The organism is Pseudomonas sp. (genome assembly GCF_050739935.1).
Taxonomy (GTDB): Bacteria; Pseudomonadota; Gammaproteobacteria; order Pseudomonadales; family Pseudomonadaceae; genus Aquipseudomonas.
On sequence record NZ_JBOICF010000079.1, the window covers coordinates 1 to 17,345 of the forward strand.

General features: G+C 60.2%; 14 protein-coding genes. 9 read left to right on the top strand and 5 right to left on the bottom strand.

Annotated features, from left to right (window positions below; genetic code table 11):
- The 8 genes from ACRER8_RS15705 to ACRER8_RS15740 form a co-directional block, all read left to right on the top strand.
- On the top strand, positions 1-1,621 hold a 1,621-nt coding region (locus ACRER8_RS15705), incomplete at its 5' end, for a putative bifunctional diguanylate cyclase/phosphodiesterase (RefSeq protein ID WP_431747155.1).
- Between the two features lie 274 nt (positions 1,622-1,895).
- On the top strand, positions 1,896-3,251 hold the full coding sequence (locus ACRER8_RS15710; RefSeq protein ID WP_431747156.1) for an imelysin family protein: 1,356 nt from the start codon (positions 1,896-1,898) through the stop codon (positions 3,249-3,251).
- A gap of 244 nt (positions 3,252-3,495) precedes the next feature.
- Positions 3,496-4,035: an AP2/ERF family transcription factor gene (locus tag ACRER8_RS15715; protein ID WP_431747157.1), complete on the top strand. Its 540-nt coding sequence runs from the start codon at positions 3,496-3,498 to the stop codon at positions 4,033-4,035.
- Between the two features lie 148 nt (positions 4,036-4,183).
- Positions 4,184-5,611 carry a di-heme oxidoredictase family protein gene (locus ACRER8_RS15720; RefSeq protein WP_431747158.1) on the top strand — a complete coding sequence of 476 codons (1,428 nt, stop codon included), beginning with the start codon at positions 4,184-4,186 and terminating at the stop codon, positions 5,609-5,611.
- Positions 5,612-5,641: 30 nt separating this feature from the next.
- Positions 5,642-6,706 (top strand): imelysin family protein, encoded by a 1,065-nt coding sequence (locus ACRER8_RS15725; RefSeq protein ID WP_431747159.1) that lies wholly within the window; start codon positions 5,642-5,644, stop codon positions 6,704-6,706.
- Position 6,707: 1 nt separating this feature from the next.
- Positions 6,708-7,805, top strand: a complete 1,098-nt coding sequence (locus ACRER8_RS15730) for a DUF1513 domain-containing protein (protein ID WP_431747160.1) — start codon at positions 6,708-6,710, stop codon at positions 7,803-7,805.
- A 154-nt stretch (positions 7,806-7,959) separates the two neighbouring features.
- Positions 7,960-9,111, top strand: coding sequence for an efflux RND transporter periplasmic adaptor subunit (locus ACRER8_RS15735; protein WP_431747161.1), 1,152 nt, complete (start codon positions 7,960-7,962; stop codon positions 9,109-9,111).
- A 28-nt stretch (positions 9,112-9,139) separates the two neighbouring features.
- Positions 9,140-12,169 carry a multidrug efflux RND transporter permease subunit gene (locus ACRER8_RS15740; RefSeq protein WP_431747162.1) on the top strand — a complete coding sequence of 1,010 codons (3,030 nt, stop codon included), beginning with the start codon at positions 9,140-9,142 and terminating at the stop codon, positions 12,167-12,169.
- Between the two features lie 106 nt (positions 12,170-12,275).
- Here the strand turns inward: ACRER8_RS15740 and ACRER8_RS15745 are convergent, their stop codons facing one another.
- From ACRER8_RS15745 to colR, 5 genes are all read right to left on the bottom strand, one after another.
- On the bottom strand, positions 12,276-12,503 hold the full coding sequence (locus tag ACRER8_RS15745; protein ID WP_431747163.1) for a hypothetical protein: 228 nt from the start codon (positions 12,501-12,503) through the stop codon (positions 12,276-12,278).
- Positions 12,500-13,219 (bottom strand): lipopolysaccharide kinase InaA family protein, encoded by a 720-nt coding sequence (locus ACRER8_RS15750; protein WP_431747164.1) that lies wholly within the window; start codon positions 13,217-13,219, stop codon positions 12,500-12,502. Before ACRER8_RS15750 ends, ACRER8_RS15745 begins: the two co-directional genes overlap by 4 nt.
- Before the next feature lie 4 nt (positions 13,220-13,223).
- Positions 13,224-13,892 (bottom strand): class I SAM-dependent methyltransferase, encoded by a 669-nt coding sequence (locus tag ACRER8_RS15755; protein ID WP_431747165.1) that lies wholly within the window; start codon positions 13,890-13,892, stop codon positions 13,224-13,226.
- A gap of 197 nt (positions 13,893-14,089) precedes the next feature.
- Positions 14,090-15,379 (bottom strand): sensor histidine kinase, encoded by a 1,290-nt coding sequence (locus ACRER8_RS15760; RefSeq protein WP_431747166.1) that lies wholly within the window; start codon positions 15,377-15,379, stop codon positions 14,090-14,092.
- On the bottom strand, positions 15,369-16,052 hold the full coding sequence (colR, locus tag ACRER8_RS15765; protein ID WP_081565296.1) for a two-component system response regulator ColR: 684 nt from the start codon (positions 16,050-16,052) through the stop codon (positions 15,369-15,371). The genes ACRER8_RS15760 and colR overlap by 11 nt, the downstream gene beginning before the upstream one ends.
- A gap of 230 nt (positions 16,053-16,282) precedes the next feature.
- Between colR and ACRER8_RS15770 the strand changes: the two genes are divergently transcribed.
- Positions 16,283-17,026: a phosphatase PAP2 family protein gene (locus ACRER8_RS15770; RefSeq protein WP_431747167.1), complete on the top strand. Its 744-nt coding sequence runs from the start codon at positions 16,283-16,285 to the stop codon at positions 17,024-17,026.
- The last annotated feature ends 319 nt before the right edge of the window (positions 17,027-17,345 follow it).

Here is a 17,345-nt window from a genome sequence, read left to right on the forward strand (position 1 = left end):
GGACACCGCCACTTACGGCGAAGGCTTCCTGACCAACTCGATGATCATCTTCATCGCCGGTGTGTTGCGCGCGCTGGCGATGGGCCTGGTGTTGTATCTGGTCTATCACTGGCTGCTGACCAAGCCGCTGTCGCGGATCATCGAACACCTGACCAGCATCAACCCCGACCGCCCCAGCGAACATCAGTTACCCGTGCTCAAAGGCCACGAAAAGAACGAACTGGGCATGTGGGTCAACACCGCCAACCAGTTGCTCGCCTCGATCGAACGCAACACCCATCTGCGTCACGAGGCTGAATCCAGTCTGCTGCGCATGGCGCAATATGACTTTCTCACCGGTCTGCCCAATCGCCAGCAACTGCAGCAGCAACTGGACAAGATTCTAGTGGATGCCGGTCGCGTACAGCACCGCGTCGCCGTCCTGTGCGTGGGTCTGGACGATTTCAAAGGCATTAACGAGCAATTCAGTTATCAGGCCGGCGACCAGTTGCTGCTGGCGTTGGCGGACCGCCTGCGTGGTCACAGCGGTCGTCTGGGCGCGCTGGCGCGTCTGGGGGGCGATCAGTTCGCGTTGGTCCAGGCCGATATCGAACAGCCTTATGAGGCCGCTGAACTGGCGCAGAACATCCTCGACGATCTGGAAGCGCCGTTCGATGTGGATGGGGAAGAAATTCACCTGCGCGCCACCATCGGCATCACGCTGTTCCCGGAAGACGGCGACAGTACCGAGAAGCTGCTGCAGAAAGCCGAACAGACCATGACCCTGGCCAAGACCCGTTCGCGCAATCGCTATCAGTTCTACATTGCCAGCGTCGACAGCGAAATGCGTCGCCGCCGTGAGCTGGAAAAAGACCTGCGCGAAGCCCTGGTGCGCAATCAGTTTCATCTTGTTTATCAGCCGCAGATCAGCTATCGCGATCACCGAGTGGTGGGCGTCGAGGCGCTGATCCGCTGGACCCACCCCGAGCACGGTTTCGTGCCTCCTGATCTGTTCATTCCGCTGGCCGAACAGAACGGCACGATCATCGCCATTGGCGAGTGGGTGCTGGATCAAGCCTGCAAACAGCTGCGCGAATGGCACGATCAGGGCTTCGCCGACCTGCGCATGGCGGTGAACCTGTCGACTGTACAACTGCACCACTCCGAACTGCCGCGGGTGGTGAACAATCTGCTGCAGATCTACCGCCTGCCGCCGCGCAGCCTGGAGCTGGAAGTCACCGAAACCGGCCTGATGGAAGACATCAGCACCGCCGCCCAGCACCTGCTCAGCCTGCGCCGCTCCGGCGCGTTGATCGCCATCGATGACTTCGGGACCGGCTATTCGTCGCTGAGCTATCTGAAAAGTCTGCCGCTGGACAAGATCAAGATCGACAAGAGCTTCGTTCAAGACCTGATCGACGATGATGACGACGCCACCATCGTGCGCGCCATCATTCAACTGGGCAAAAGCCTGGGGATGCAGGTCATCGCCGAAGGCGTGGAAACCACCGAGCAAGAGGCATACATCATTTCCGAGGGCTGCCATGAAGGTCAGGGCTATTTCTATAGCAAGCCGCTGCAGGCTCGGGAGTTGCTGGCTTACCTGAAACAGGCGCAGCGGACGCAGGTTGGGGTGTTGTAAGGCGCATCCCCAATCTGCCGTTGCGGCCCTGAACCTGTAGCAGCGCGGCTTGCGGCGGTGAGGCAATTGAAATCGCCATCGCCGGCAAGCCGAACGACTGCGGCGATCACATCCAACTATGACCTGCCTAAAATCCTTGTAACAGCTTGAAATACCTCCCCTCCCCGCACCACTGCCTTTTGCCTTTACACAGAATGCAAATCTTTCGCATCATGGCCCGGCTTTTTTTGGCGTTCGCCACCGTTCACAAACTTCTTCGACGCAGGATTCCGTCATGATTCGTAAGCCCCTGGCTACCGCCAGTCTGCTGGCCATCGCTATCGCTTTGGCTGCTTGTGACCAAGGCAAGGACAAGCCCGCCGCCGCCGCGCCAACTTCCGCTCCCGCCGCCGCCCAGGCACCGACTGCCACGCCAACGCCAACGCCAACGCCAACGCAGACCAGCGACGCCGCAGCGAAGGCTGTGGTCGCAAACTACGCGGACATCGTGTTCGCCGCATTCAGCGACGCCGAATCCACTGCGAAGACGCTCAGCACCGCCATCGACGCCTTCCTCGCTACCCCCAACGACCAGACGTTGAAAGCCGCTCGCGATGCGTGGCTGGCAGCGCGTATCCCGTACATGCAGACCGAAGTGTTCCGCTTCGGCAATACCATCATCGATGACTGGGAAGGTCAGGTGAACGCCTGGCCGCTGGATGAAGGCCTGATCGACTATGTCGCCAAGGATTACCAGCATGCGTTGGGCAATCCTGGCGCAACCGCCAACATCATCGCCAACACCTCGGTACAGGTCGGCGAAGACAAGGTCGATGTCAGCGAAATCACCCCCGAGAAACTGGCCAGCCTGAACGAGCTGGGCGGTTCCGAAGCCAACGTCGCCACGGGCTACCACGCCATCGAGTTCCTGCTCTGGGGCCAGGATCTGCATGGCACCGGCCCAGGTGCCGGCGAACGCCCCGCCAGCGATTACCTCGAAGGCCCCGGCGCAACCGGAGGCCACAACGATCGTCGTCGCGCTTACCTGAAAGCCGCCACTGACCTGCTGGTGAGCGATCTGGAAGAGATGGTCGGCAACTGGAAACCGGGCGTCGCCGACAACTACCGCGCCACGCTGGAAGCCGAATCGGGTGAAAGCGGCCTGCGCAAAATGCTGTTCGGCATGGGCAGCCTGTCGCTGGGTGAACTGGCGGGCGAGCGCATGAAGGTGGCGCTGGAAGCCAATTCCAGCGAAGACGAACATGACTGCTTCAGCGACAACACCCATAACTCGCACTTCTACAACGGCCTGGGCATCCGCAATGTTTACCTGGGCGAATACACCCGCGTAGACGGCAGCAAGGTCAGCGGCCCGAGCCTGTCCTCGCTGGTAGCCAAGGTCGACGCTGCGACCGACAGCACCGTGCGCGCCGATCTGGATGCGACTCAGGCTAGCCTGCAAGTCATCGTCGATCACGCCGACAAGGGCGAGCACTTTGATCAGCTGATCGCGGCTGGCAACACCGCGGGCAACCAGGTGGTTCGCGACGCCATCGCCGCACTGGTCAAACAGACCAGCGCCATCGAGCAGGCCGCGGGCAGGCTGGGCATCACCGATCTGAACCCGGACAACGCCGACCACGAGTTCTGATCGCCGCCACCGCGCGCAATAGCGCGTTCGGACACCGTGAAAAAAACAGCCAACCCTTACACGGGTTGGCTTTTTTTTGGCCGCGAAATACCCGCGCTGCCCTTATGAATAAGGGCCTTCCGAGGACCGATCCGTAAGTTGTGTAGGGAGTTTCCTGTTCACTCTCTGTCGGATTGAACCCCCCCAATTCGCCGTCGATCATGCGCACTTCCTTGACCCCATCCCATCCAGGAGGAGAGAGACAGTGCCCAAGAGAAACAAGAAAAGGCGCCGCGTCAGCAAGCTCAAAGCCAACAATTATGGAATCCATCTGCTAGTCGGCATCAAGGGGCCGCGCGCCTGGAAAGTGACGATCTATCGCGATGGCAGGACCTTCAACAGACTCTTCTCATTCTCTCGCTATGGCGGACGTGAAGCCGCCCGCAAGGCCGCTGACGCCTGCCGCGATGAGCTGATACTGACCCACCTCCCCAAGCTCAGCCGCGACATCCGCCAACGCATCATCGCCACTAACACCAGCGGCTATCCCGGCGTGCACTACCGCTGCTACACCGGCATCGCCTATTGGGTGGCGCGCACCACGTTGCGTAATGGCAGCAGCGTGACAAAGTCATTCAGAGTCGAGCACTACGGCTATGAGCGGGCCAAGGAGCTGGCCATCCGCGAACGCGAACGCCAGCTCGACGGTATCGGCGACTACCGATCATTCAAAGTAATCGAAGGGGAACGACGTTTGATGCAGCTGTTGGTGGAGAACCCTTCGCTGGAAATCACCGGCATCTGAGAACGTTCGCTGGCCAGGCGCCCGCCCCGCCAGCAAATTGGTAACAACACGTTTCGAGAGGCACTTACAAACGCTAATCCCTCTTATTCGTCCATGACGGGGCTGGTAAGCTTGCTCGCCCCGATTTCCACCCCTTTGCAGGATCTGTATGACTGCGCGGTTTCGTCTTTCGTTTTTCCTGCTGATGGCCTCGGCCCTTGGCGGGTGCGATGACGCCCCGCGTTTCACCGCTGCAGAGCCGGGCGAAGCCCGATCGGGCGGAGCCGCGACCGTCAATCGCAGCGACCGCAACGCATTTTCCCTGCCCTCGGCCAACCTTTCACCCACGCGGCGCCTGGACTTCAGCGTGGGCAACAGCTTTTTCCGCAACCCGTGGGTAATCGCTCCCTCGACCACTACCGCGCGGGACGGTCTCGGTCCGCTGTTCAACACCAACGCCTGCCAGAACTGCCACATCAAGGACGGTCGCGGTCACCCGCCCGAACCCGGTGCCGACAACGCTGTTTCAATGTTGGTGCGCCTGTCCATTCCCGATGACCCGGCCTTTGCCGAGACAGCTCGGCAACAGGGGCTGACACCCGAGCCGGTCTATGGCATCCAACTGCAGGACATGGCCATTCCTGGTGTCACGCCTGAGGCCAAGGTGCGCGTCGAATACGACTCGATGACCGTGCATTTTCGCGACGGCACCCCCGCTCATCTGCGTCGCCCTACGCTGCGTATCACCCAGCTTGGCTACGGCCCCATGCACCCACAGGCCCGTAAATCGGCGCGCATTGCGCCACCAATGATCGGCCTCGGTCTGCTGGAGGCGATCCCGGAAGCGGCGATTCTCGCCAACGCCAATCCCGATGACGCCAATGACAGCGGCATCACTGGCACGCCCAACATGGTCTGGGACGACGTGCAGCAGAAAACGGTCCTTGGGCGCTTTGGCTGGAAAGCCTCGCAGCCCAACATCAATCAGCAGAACGTCCATGCGCTGGCCGGTGACATGGGCCTGACCACCAGCCTGAAATCCGTCGACGACTGCACTCCTTCGCAGACTGCCTGCCTCGCAGCGCCCAGCGGCAATGGACCCAACGGCGAGCCCGAAGTCAGCGACAACATTCTGCGGCTGATCACGTTCTACACCCGCAATCTGGGCGTTCCGGCCCGGCGTGATGTCGCTGACCCGCAGGTGCTGCAAGGCAAGAATCTGTTCTTCAAGGCCGGCTGCCAGCAGTGTCATACGCCGCAGTTCACGACCTCCGCCGACGCTGCGGAGCCGGAACTGGCGAATCAAGTGATCCGGCCGTACACCGACCTGCTGCTGCACGACATGGGCGAAGGGCTGGCAGACAACCTCAGTGAATTTCAGGCAAGCGGCCGGCAATGGCGAACCCCGCCTTTGTGGGGCATCGGCCTGACCGAGACGGTCAGCGGCCACACCCAGTTTTTGCACGACGGGCGCGCCCGCAATCTGATGGAAGCAGTGCTCTGGCATGGCGGCGAAGCATTGCCCGCGCAGCGTCAGGTGCTGGCGTTCGATGAGCAACAGCGGGCAGCCCTGCTGGCGTTCCTGAATTCTCTATAAACCTCATTTCTGAAAGATAAGGAGCCGGACATGTTCCGTCCCAAGCTGTTGTGGACCAGCCTCGCCGCGCTCGCGCTGGGTGCCTGTGCGCCCTCGGATCCGCAGGCGATGACGTCTGCCGCCATTGCCAGGCAAGTGATCCTGCCGACTTACAGCCGCTGGGTTGATGCTGACCGGCAACTGGCGGTCAGCGCGCTGGCCTTCTGTGAAGGCAAAACCGATCTGAACACAGCTCGCGCCGACTTCCTTCATGCTCAAAAGGCCTGGGCCGAACTGCAGCCACTGCTGATCGGCCCGCTGGCAGAGGGCAACCGCTCCTGGCAGATCCAGTTCTGGCCCGACAAGAAAAACCTCGTCGGTCGTCAGGTCGAGCAACTGGTCAGCGCTCAGCCTCAGATCAGCGCCGATGCATTGGCCAAATCCAGCGTCGTGGTGCAGGGCCTGTCAGCCTATGAATACATCCTGTTCGACGCCAACATCGACATGGCCAGCACCGAGCAGAAAACTCGCTATTGCCCGCTGCTGACCGCCATTGGCGATCGCCAGAAAGCCCTGGCCGAGGAAATCCTCAACGGCTGGAACAGCACCGATGGCATGCTCGCGCAGCTGAGCAAGTTCCCCAACCAGCGCTATGCCGATTCCCACGAGGCCATCGCTGAATTGCTGCGCGTGCAAGTCACCGCGCTGGACACCTTGAAGAAAAAACTCGGCACGCCGCTGGGCCGCCAGTCCAAGGGGCTACCGCAGCCGTTCCAGGCCGAAGCCTGGCGCAGCAATGCGTCCTTGAGCAGCCTGCAGGCCAGCCTGGCGAGTGCTGAGGCGGTGTGGTCGGGTGTCGATAACAAGGGCTTGCGTGGTCTGTTGTCCGCCGAACAGAAACCACTGGCGGACAAGATCGATGCTGCCTACGCAGAAAGCCGCAAACAGCTGACAGCCTTGCAGCCGCCTTTGGTCGAGCTGTTGGCCACCGAACAGGGCCGCCAGCAGCTGAACGCGTTCTACGACAGCCTCAACGTGGTTCACCGCCTGCACGAAGGCGAACTGGCCAGGGCGCTGGGCATTCAGCTGGGTTTCAACGCCAATGATGGTGACTGATATGTTGCGACGTCAGGCTCTTGCTCTCGGCAGTCTTGTCCTCAGCGCCTGCACCTTGGGTGGCTGGACGCTGTTCAGAAAGAAAGGCGAAAGCCCGCTGCTGCTGTCCGCTCGCGACAACGGCAATGGCCAGCACTATGCCGTGGGCTATCGCGTGGACGGCACTCAGGTCTTCGCCACTCAGGTTGCCCAGCGTTGCCACGACATCATCAATCACCCGCAACTGCCGATTGCGTTGTTCGTCGCCAGAAGGCCCGGGACTGAAAGCTACCTGATCGACCTTCGCGATGGTCGTCTGCTGCAGACCATCACCTCCAGGCCCGATCGACATTTCTACGGCCACGCGGTGATCCACAAGAGCGGCGAATGGCTGTACGCCACCGAGAACGACACCACCGAACCGGGTCGAGGTCTGCTCGGTGTGTATCGATTCGTCGGCGCGCGTCTGGAACACGCAGGCGAGATTTCCACCCACGGGATCGGGCCGCATCAGGTGTCGTGGTTGCCGGACGGAGAAACCCTGGTCGTGGCCAACGGCGGCATACGTACCGAAGCGGAGAGCCGTGTCGAGATGAACCTCGACGCCATGGAGCCGAGTCTGGTGCTGATGCGACGGGACGGCACGCTATTGAGCAAGGAGACCCTGTCGCAGCAGATGAACAGCGTGCGGCATATGGCGATTGCCAGCGATGGCACCATCGTTGCCGGTCAGCAGTTCATGGGACCGTCCCATGAGTCTGCCGAGCTGCTGGCGATCAAGCGTCCGGGACAGCCGTTTCAGGCATTTGCGGTGGCCGAACAGCAGTTGCAGGCCATGGCCCATTACACCGCGAGCGTCGCCGTGCATGACGAATTGCGGCTGGTGGCGTTAACGGCACCGCGTGGCAATCGTTTCTTCATCTGGGATCTGGACAGCGGCGCGGTTCGACTCGATGCGCCGTTGCCCGATTGCGCGGGAGTCGGCGCGGTGGCCGATGGTTTTGTCGTGACCTCGGGCCAGGGCCGCTGCCGATTCTACGATTGCCGTCAGAGCACCTTGGTTGCGCAGCCACTGGAGTTGCCAGCGGGGCTTTGGGATAACCATTTGCATCTGGTGTGAAGGAGCGAGTTGTTTGTTTTGGGAGTTCGCTTGAGGGCGTCAAAGTGACAATTCCAAGCCAACACCAAGCCACCTTTCATGTGCTACTGGCAACTAAAACGCGACACGACTAACGTGCTCGCCTGATTCATCTGTTTTCCAAAGGAAGTGGAATATGTTGCGTCGCCGCATGTTGATCATGTTAGGGATTGTGGTGATCGTGGTGCTGGCCCTGGGAGGGTACAAGGCATTTTCGATCTACAAGCAGATCCAGCAATTCACCGCCCCCAAACCGCCAATCAACATCACGGTCGCGATTGTGGAAGAGCGTGCGTGGCAAAGCCGTCTGCCGGCCATTGGCAGCCTCAAGGCCTTGCAGGGTGTGAACCTGAGTCTGGAAGTCGCAGGTACCGTCAAGGCTCTGCAGTTCGAATCTGGGCAAAAGGTCAAGCTCGGCCAGCCATTGCTGCAACTCGACAGCGACGTGGAAAAAGCCCTGCTGGGCACCGCCGAAGCTGACTTGGGGCTGGCCCAGGTCGACTATGCGCGTGGCAGCAAGCTTGTGGGCGACTCGGCCATCTCCAGAGGTGAGTTCGACAAGCTCGCCGCCAGCCAGAAAAAAGCCGCCGCCACGGTCGCGCAGCTCAACGCATCGCTGGCAAAGAAACGCATCCTTGCGCCGTTCAGCGGCACTATCGGCATCCGCCAGGTGGACGTCGGCGATTATCTCGCCAGCGGCACAGTGATCGCCACATTGCAGGACCTGAGCAGCCTTTATGCCGACTTCTTCGTGCCCGAGCACGTCCTGCCAAAACTGGCTATCGGTCAACAGGTACAGGTCAGCGTGGCGGCCTATCCGGAGCGCATATTCAAAGCCCGCATCAGTGCGATCAACCCCAAGGTTGAAGACGCGACGCGCAATGTTCAGGTGCGAGCCACCCTGCCCAATCCCGAGGGCAAGCTGTTGCCGGGGATGTTCGCCAATCTGCAGGTAATGCTCGGGCAGGACACGCGCGAACTGGTGCTGCCCGAGAGCAGCATCACTTACACCCTGTATGGCAATTCGGTGTACGTCGTCGTCCCGAAAAACGGCGCCGATGGCGAGCCGGAAAAAAATGACAAGGGCGAACAGCAATTGGCCGTGGAGCGACGCTTCGTCGAAACCGGTGAGCGCCGTGGCGGGCTGGTGATCATCAGCAAGGGATTGAAAGCGGGCGAACAAGTGGTAACCGGTGGCCAGTTGAAGCTCGATAACGGCACGCACGTCGCCATCAGTGCCGATCAGGAAGTCCCCGTCGAACAGAGCAACCAGCCCAGGGTTGACTGATCCTGATTGACTGTTCAAAGGAGCTTTCATGGCATTTACAGACCCTTTCATCCGTCGCCCCGTGCTCGCCAGCGTGATCAGCCTGTTGATCGTACTGCTGGGTTTCCAGGCATTCAGCAAGCTGACCATCCGCCAGTATCCGCAGATGGAAAACGCCCTGATCACCGTGACTACGGCGTACCCCGGCGCCAACGCCGAAACCATTCAGGGTTACATCACACAACCGCTGCAGCAAAGTCTGGCGAGCGCCGAGGGCATCGACTACATGACCTCGGTGAGTCGGCAGAATTTCTCGGTGATTTCGATCTATGCGCGCATCGGCTCCAACAGCGACCGCCTCTACACCGAACTGCTGGCCAAAGCCAACGAGGTGAAGAACAAGCTGCCGCAGGATGCCGAAGATCCGGTGCTGACCAAGGAAGCAGCCGACGCGTCTGCGCTGATGTACATCAGTTTCTACAGCTCGGAGCTGAACAACCCGCAGATCACCGACTACCTGTCGCGGGTCATACAGCCGAAGCTTGCGACTCTGCCGGGCATGGCGCAGGCGGAAATCCTCGGCAATCAGGTGTTCGCCATGCGTCTCTGGCTGGACCCGGTGAAGCTCGCCGGTTTCGGCCTGACCGCCAACGACGTCACCGACGCAGTGCGCAAGTACAACTTCCTGTCTGCCGCCGGTGAGGTGAAAGGCGAGTACGTGGTCACCAGCGTAAACGCGACGACCGATCTGAAATCCCCGGAAACCTTCGCTGCGATTCCCCTCAAGACCGTGGGTGACAGTCGCGTGTTGCTCGGCGATGTGGCGCGGGTCCAGATGGGCGCGGAAAACTACGACACGGTGAGTTCGTTCGACGGCACACCCTCGGTCTACATCGGCATCAAGGGCACGCCCAGTTCCAACCCACTGGACGTGATCAAGGAAGTGCGTCGAATCATGCCCGAGCTGGAAAGCCAGCTGCCGCCGAGCCTGAAAGCGTCGATCGCCTACGACGCCACGCTGTTCATTCAGGCGTCGATTCATGAAGTGGTGAAGACCCTGATTGAAGCGGTGCTGATCGTCATCGTTGTGGTGTTCCTGTTCCTCGGTGCGCTGCGTTCGGTGCTGATCCCGGTGATCACCATCCCGCTGTCGATGATCGGCGTGCTGTTCTTCATGCAGATGATGGGCTACTCGATCAACCTGCTGACGCTGCTCGCGATGGTGCTGGCCATCGGGCTGGTGGTGGACGATGCCATCGTGGTGGTGGAGAACATCCATCGCCATATCGAGGAAGGCAAGACGCCGCTGAATGCCGCGCTCGAAGGCGCTCGGGAAATCGCCATGCCGGTGGTGTCGATGACCATCACCCTGGCTGCGGTGTATGCGCCGATCGGCTTTCTCGAAGGGCTGACCGGTGCGCTGTTCAAGGAGTTCGCCCTGACACTGGCGGGCGCGGTGGTGATTTCCGGCATCGTCGCGCTCACGCTGTCGCCAATGATGTGCGCCCTGCTCTTGCGTCACGACGAAAACCCCAGCGGTCTGGCGCACAGGCTCGATCAGATTTTCGAGAGCCTTAAGGTGCGTTATCAGCGCGTGCTGCATGGCACGTTGAATACCCGGCCAGTGGTGATCGTCTTCGCGGTGCTGGTGCTGTGTCTGATTCCGCTGTTCCTCAAGTTCAGCCAGTCGCAACTGGCGCCGGACGAAGATCAGGGCATCATTTTCATGATGGCCACCTCGCCGCAGCCGACCAACCTCGACTACATGAACAAGTACACCGATCAGTTCATCAGCATCTTCAAGGCGTTCCCGGAGTACTACTCCTCGTTTCAGATCAACGGTTTCAACGGCGTACAGACCGGCGTTGGTGGCTTCCTGCTCAAACCATGGGACGAACGCGACCGCACCCAGATGCAGTTGTTGCCGGAGGTGCAAGCCAAGCTCGAAGGCATCACCGGTTTGCAGATTTTCGGTTTCAACCTGCCATCGCTGCCGGGTACCGGTGAAGGTCTGCCGTTCCAATTCGTGATCAACACACCGAACGACTATGCGGCCCTGCTGGAAGTGGTGAACCGGATCAAGAAACGCGCCAGCGAATCCGGCAAGTTCGCCTTCCTCGACCTTGATCTGGCGTTCGACAAACCGGAAGTGGTGGTCGATATCGACCGTGCCAAGGCTGCGCAAATGGGTGTATCGATGCAGGATCTGGGGGGCAGCCTGGCGACCTTGCTCGGTGAAGCGGAGATCAACCGGTTCACCATCGACGGCCGCAGCTACAAGGTCATCGCGCAGGTGGAACGGGCGTATCGCGACAGTCCGCAGTGGCTGTCGAACTACTACGTGAAAAACGCCGAGGGCACCCTGTTGCCGCTATCGACGCTGATCAAGGTCAGTGACCGCGCCAGACCGCGTCAGCTCAATCAGTTCCAGCAGCTGAACTCGGCGATCATCTCCGGCTTTCCGCTGGTGAGCATGGGTGAAGCCATCGAAACGGTCCGGCAGATCGCCAGCGAAGAGGCGCCTGCCGGGTTCGCCTATGACTATGCCGGGGCGTCGCGTCAGTTCGTGCAGGAAGGTAGCGCGCTGTGGGTCACGTTCGCGCTGGCGCTGGCGATGATCTTCCTGGTGCTGGCCGCGCAGTTCGAGAGCTTCCGCGATCCGCTGGTGATTCTGGTGACGGTGCCGTTGTCGATCTGCGGCGCGCTGATCCCGCTGTTTCTCGGCGTATCGACGCTGAATATCTATACCCAGGTCGGGCTGGTGACGCTGATCGGGCTGATCAGTAAACACGGGATCCTGATTGTCGAATTCGCCAACACGCTGCGTCGCGACAAGGGCTTGAACGTGCGTGAGGCGGTAGAGGAAGCTGCGGCGATTCGGCTGCGCCCGGTGCTGATGACCACGGCAGCGATGGTGTTTGGTATGGTGCCGCTGATTCTGGCCAGCGGCGCCGGAGCCGTCAGCCGGTTTGATATCGGTCTGGTGATTGCGACCGGGATGTCGGTGGGAACGTTGTTTACCCTGTTTGTGTTGCCGTGTGTTTATACGTTGTTGGCCAGGAGGGGTGACTCTGATTAGGTTGACTTGAAATCGCCGCTCTCAAACCAACACCTAAAATCACATCCCGCACTCCACGCCAAAAAAAAGCCCCGAAATATCGGGGCTTTTCAGTCAGGAGGTGATTTCAATGCTGTGGCCCCGATCCCTGCGCCAGGCCGAACATCAACAACAGAAGATCGTGATCCGGGCGTACGGGCGAAGTAGCCTTCGCCACCCGCGGCAAGGGACACCGTCCCTCACCGTGTACTGCGCTCAGAATCTGTGCCTTGGGCTGCTCCCAAGCCGCCAGGGCGATGGACGCGACACCCAACGCTCCGACTAAAAACAAACCTCGAGCGACTTCTAACTTCATCGATCTAAACCTTTGATGGGGCTGCCAAACGCCGTTTCGTAAAAGTAGACGAGCTTCTTCCAGTCCGCTGGTTGAAACGACGAATGGCGACGCAGCTGTTTCATGTCATGTTGAGCGGCCCCGTAGGCAGTCAGACGCTGACGGCATTTCTCCAGATCCAGCAATGCGACTTCGGGTTTGGCGTTTGCGCCTTCGCCGACCACACGTACGAAAACGTGCTTGATATAGATGCAGCTGTGCTGCCAGCGGCCCTTGTGCATGCGGGCGAGGTTGATGGCCAACTCCTTGAGCATTTGCTCGTAGACGGCTTCGCCATACTGCTCGCGGCCACCGGCCTTCAGCCAGTTTTCGAATTCGTCGAAACCATCCAGCGAAGCCGTTACCAGCAACGCACGCCATTCATTCTTCTCGTCGCGTTCGGCACCGCAGAACACGATGCGCGCCACATTGACGTTGAGCTGGCGCAGGCCTTCGAGGGCGTCACGCTCACGCAGCACCGTCGGGCGGCCAAACGGATGCAGCCAGCTGCGATAGATGTGGCCGACCTGCCGTTTGACATACAGCAGCCGGCCATTCTCCGACACGACACGTTGTACGCCACTTTCGCCACCACGACGTACATTGGGCTCTTCCACCCAATCGCCCTTGGTGTTCCAGAAATAGGCAAAACGGTCCTTGGCGGGAACGGTCAATTCTGCTGCGAAATCCACGGCCATCCTGTTACCTCTTACGTAATAGATATACACGCCACATGGCGTACAACGGCAGGAAATCCAGGCGCTCCTGGATACGAAATCCTGCCTTCTCAAATTCGGGTTCTACTGTGGCCACGGGTAACACAAAGCGGTTCTGATACCCCCCCTGTCGGCGGGTACTTTCAGCACGTTTGCGTTTCCATGCCTTGAAATTCCCATCCACCCAGAGCGAAATGATCACGCTGTCGCGAGTGACCCGATGAAACTCGTTCAACAACACCGCTCTGTCCCCGGCCTGTCCGACGTGGTGCAGAAGACGCATGCAAAAGATGTTGTCCACCGCGTTGTCCGGCATGTCGATGGCGAACGCAGATGTCTGCAAGGGTTGTACCCGTTTCACCACCTCGGCCGGTTGCGCTGCGCACGCTGTCTTGACCATCGATGCCGAATTGTCGGCCCCGATGATCACGCGATTGGCTTTCTCCGCCAGCAACGGCCAGAAACGGCCCGCACCACAGGGCAAGTCCAGCACCAGTCCCGGCTCGCCAGCGAGCGCCAGGGCGCGTCTTGCCAACTGTTTGTCGCGACGATCAGACAGTCGCCGAGCCAATCCATCCTTGTGTTTGCGTAGATATTTTCTGGCGTGTTCGTCGTCGTATTTGCGCGAGAAATCGAGCTCGATCCGCTTGCCCATGGCTGTATCTCCTGGAGTGATACAGCCGAAACTAGGCGGATTTGCGTCATCCTCAGGTCATGCGGATGTGAAAAAAACGTCCCTTGGCCGGCGCAAATGTTACGGGGTTTTTCCAAGTGATGGGGCTAGCATATTGCTATGACTTCCAGGACCGCAGCAACATTTACATTGTCGATACGTTCCTGCGCAATGTTCCGTCAGCCCTTGGAGCCAGCCGTTTGCTCGAATTGAACGATGAAGCGGCACCCGTTCGGCTCCATTGTGTCGAGGCTGACCGTCCAGCCCTGGTTCTCGCAGATACGCTGAACCAGTGATAAACCGAGGCCCAGCCCTTCACCGCGTTTTTCGTTACCACGCACGAACGGTTGAAACATCGCTTCGCGTTTTTCTTCCGGGATGCCGACGCCCGAATCCTCGACCGTAAAGCCGTCGGACAGCAGCGTGAGGCGAATGAATCCGTGATCGGTGTAGTGCAGCGCGTTGCGCAGCAGATTGCCCATCACCGCATACAGGAAAGTGGCGTTATGCGGGGTTTCAGACGCGCTTTCAGGGTAGTACTCCAGCCGCAAGCCTTTGGCTTCGATCGGCTCACGCCAGAGCGTCAGTAACTGTTGAGCCGCGCCTTGCAGGGACAACTGCGGGTTCATGCCGGCGTCGTCTCGCTGAGTGCGGGCAAGCATGAGGAACGTCTGCACCAGATCGCGCATTTCCTCGCAGGCCCGCCCTACTCGCTCGACCTGTGCGCGTGCGCGCTGATCGAGCGCCGGATTCTCCAACAGCAGCTCACAGGAGCTGGCGAGCACCATCAGCGGCGTTCGCAGCTCGTGGCTGACGTCGCTGGTGAACATCCGCTCCCGGGTCAATGCATCGCGCAGGCGTCCCAAGGTAGCGTCGAAGGCCACGGCCAGTTCGCCCACTTCATCGGCGGCGTAATCCGGCGCCAGCGGTGGTGCCAACCCCAGCAATTGGTCCCGATGACGCACTTGGCGAGCCAGTCTTACCACTGGTGCCATCACCCGGCGCGCCAAGACCCAGCCCAGGAAGACCGCCAGCGCCAGCGCCAGCACGAAGCCGACCAGCACGACCGCGAACAACACGCGCTCGCGCTCCTCGAAATCGCTTTGATCCTGCAGCAGCACGTAATGCCGGCCGTCAACCACCTCGACCATCGCGTGGTAGGACAGCGGGCCCCTGAACACTTCGTGAAACCCCGGTTCCAGATGGCGCAAATCCTTGGGCAGTTCGAAATCACCCGGTCCGCCGCTGAAGTAGAACAGCTGATCAGGCTCGGGCCGATGGCTCCAGTCCTCGACGCTGTCCATCAGCAGTAAGCGCGTCAGGTCACCGCCCAGACCCGCTGAAATCAGTTTCTCTTCGACCAGATGGACCGTCGCGACGATGCCCATCGCGAATGACCCGGCAACCAGCGCGCTCATCAAGGCAAAAGCAATGATGATCCGCTGGGCGAGGCTCTGCTTAAACTCCATCGCGGCCCTCGGCCAAGCGATAGCCCACGCCATGCACCGTTTGCAGCAGCGGTTTGGCGAACGGTTTGTCGATCACCTGACGCAGTTGGTGAACATGGCTGCGCAGGCTGTCGCTGTCCGGGCAGTCGTCGCCCCACAAGGCTTCTTCGAGGATTTCCCGGCGCAGGACGTGGGGGCTTTTCTGCATCAGCACCGCCAGCAGTTTCAGGCCGACCGGGTTGAGCTTGAGCATGCGCCCCTCGCGGGTCACTTCCAGGGTGTCGAGGTCGTAGATCAGGTCAGCGACCTGCAAGGTGCGACGACCGCCACCCTGCGCGCGGCGCAACACCGCTTCGATACGGGCAGCCAGTTCCGACAGCGCGAACGGCTTGAGCAGGTAATCGTCGGCGCCGGAGCGGAACCCCTGCAAGCGATCGTCCAGTTGGTCGCGCGCGGTGAGCATGATCACCGGTGTATCGCGGCGGGCATCTTCACGCAGGCGCTTGCACAGGGTGTAGCCGTCAATGCCAGGCAGCATGATGTCGAGCACGATCAGGTCGTAGTGCTCGGTCGCCGCCAGGTGCAGCCCGGACAGACCATCCTGGGCGCAGTCGACGGTGTAGCCTTTCAAACCCAGATAATCCGCCAGGTTCGCCAGGATGTCGCGGTTGTCTTCAACCAGCAGAATTCTCATGGGTGCATGTCTCTCTATGCGGTTGTCGGCATGACGAACGGGCATCGGATGCGCGCTCGACAGGTCAGAGTTGGCGGCAGCTTAAGGCCAAGCGAGCCCAAGAACCAGCACCGCTGTGCATAACGTTTTTTTCACTCTTGATTCACAGCCCGGCGACAGCCCCAGGCCCAGACTGCCGAACGCTTTAGGTCGTCCTTATCAGTTCTGCTTGTCATCACACGGGATTCACCATGTCCGAAGTTTTCGAACGGCCCGCCTCGCGCCCTATAAATCTGTGGGTTTATCTGGGCATTCCGGCGCTGACTGCCATCGTCTTGTTGCTGCTGGAACTGACCTCCCTGGATATGGACATCGCCAAGATGGCTTATGACCCGGCGGCCGGTGAGTTCATCGGCAGGCACAGTTATTTTCTGGAAAACGTTCTGCATGATCGTGCCAAACAGGTAGTGATCGCGCTGGGGGTGTTTTCGCTCGCAGGTCTTGTGGCTTCTTTCTTCGTCGGGCGACTCAAACCCTGGAAACGCGAATTGGGATGCATGGTGCTGTCGATGGCGCTGTCGACCAGTTTCGTCACGCCGGCTAAAGCGGTGACGGCGGTTCAGTGTCCGTGGAGCCTGACCGAGTTTGGTGGCCAGGAAACCTACAGCGAATTGCTCAGCCCTCGCCCACCTACCGATAAACCCGGCCGTTGCTGGCCCGGTGGGCATGCAGCGACGGGCTTTACGCTGTTTGCGTTGTTTTTCGTATTTCGTGATCGTCGTCCGCGTCTCGCCAAGGCGGGGCTGATCTTCGCGTTTGGCCTGGGCACGGTGTTTTCGGTGGGGCGAATGTTGCAGGGCGCGCATTTCTTTTCGCACAACGTCTGGACGGCGGTGTTTTGCTGGCTGATTTGTCTGGGGGCTTATTACGCTGTGCTGTATCGGCCGGTGAGCAGGCAGGACAGGGTTTTGCAGGTGGAGCCGGTTTCTGCGTAGTAGTCCGGGGGTTTATGTCCGTTATTTCGGGTGGCGTTGACTGGTTCTGCCTAACGGCAGAGCCGTGCGTCCTCAAGACCGCTGCCGCTGGCACGCTGGACTGCCTGGATGACAAATCCCGGTACGCTGCAGAACGTGTAGGAGCCGGCTTGCTGGCGAATGCGGTGGGTCAGCTAGAGATGAGTTGACTGACACTTCGCGTTCGTCAGCAAGCGAGCTGGACTGCTTGGATGACAAACCCCGGTACGCCACAGAACGTGTAGGAGCCGGCTTGCTGGCGAATGCGGTGGGTCAGCTAGAGATGAGTTGACTGACACTC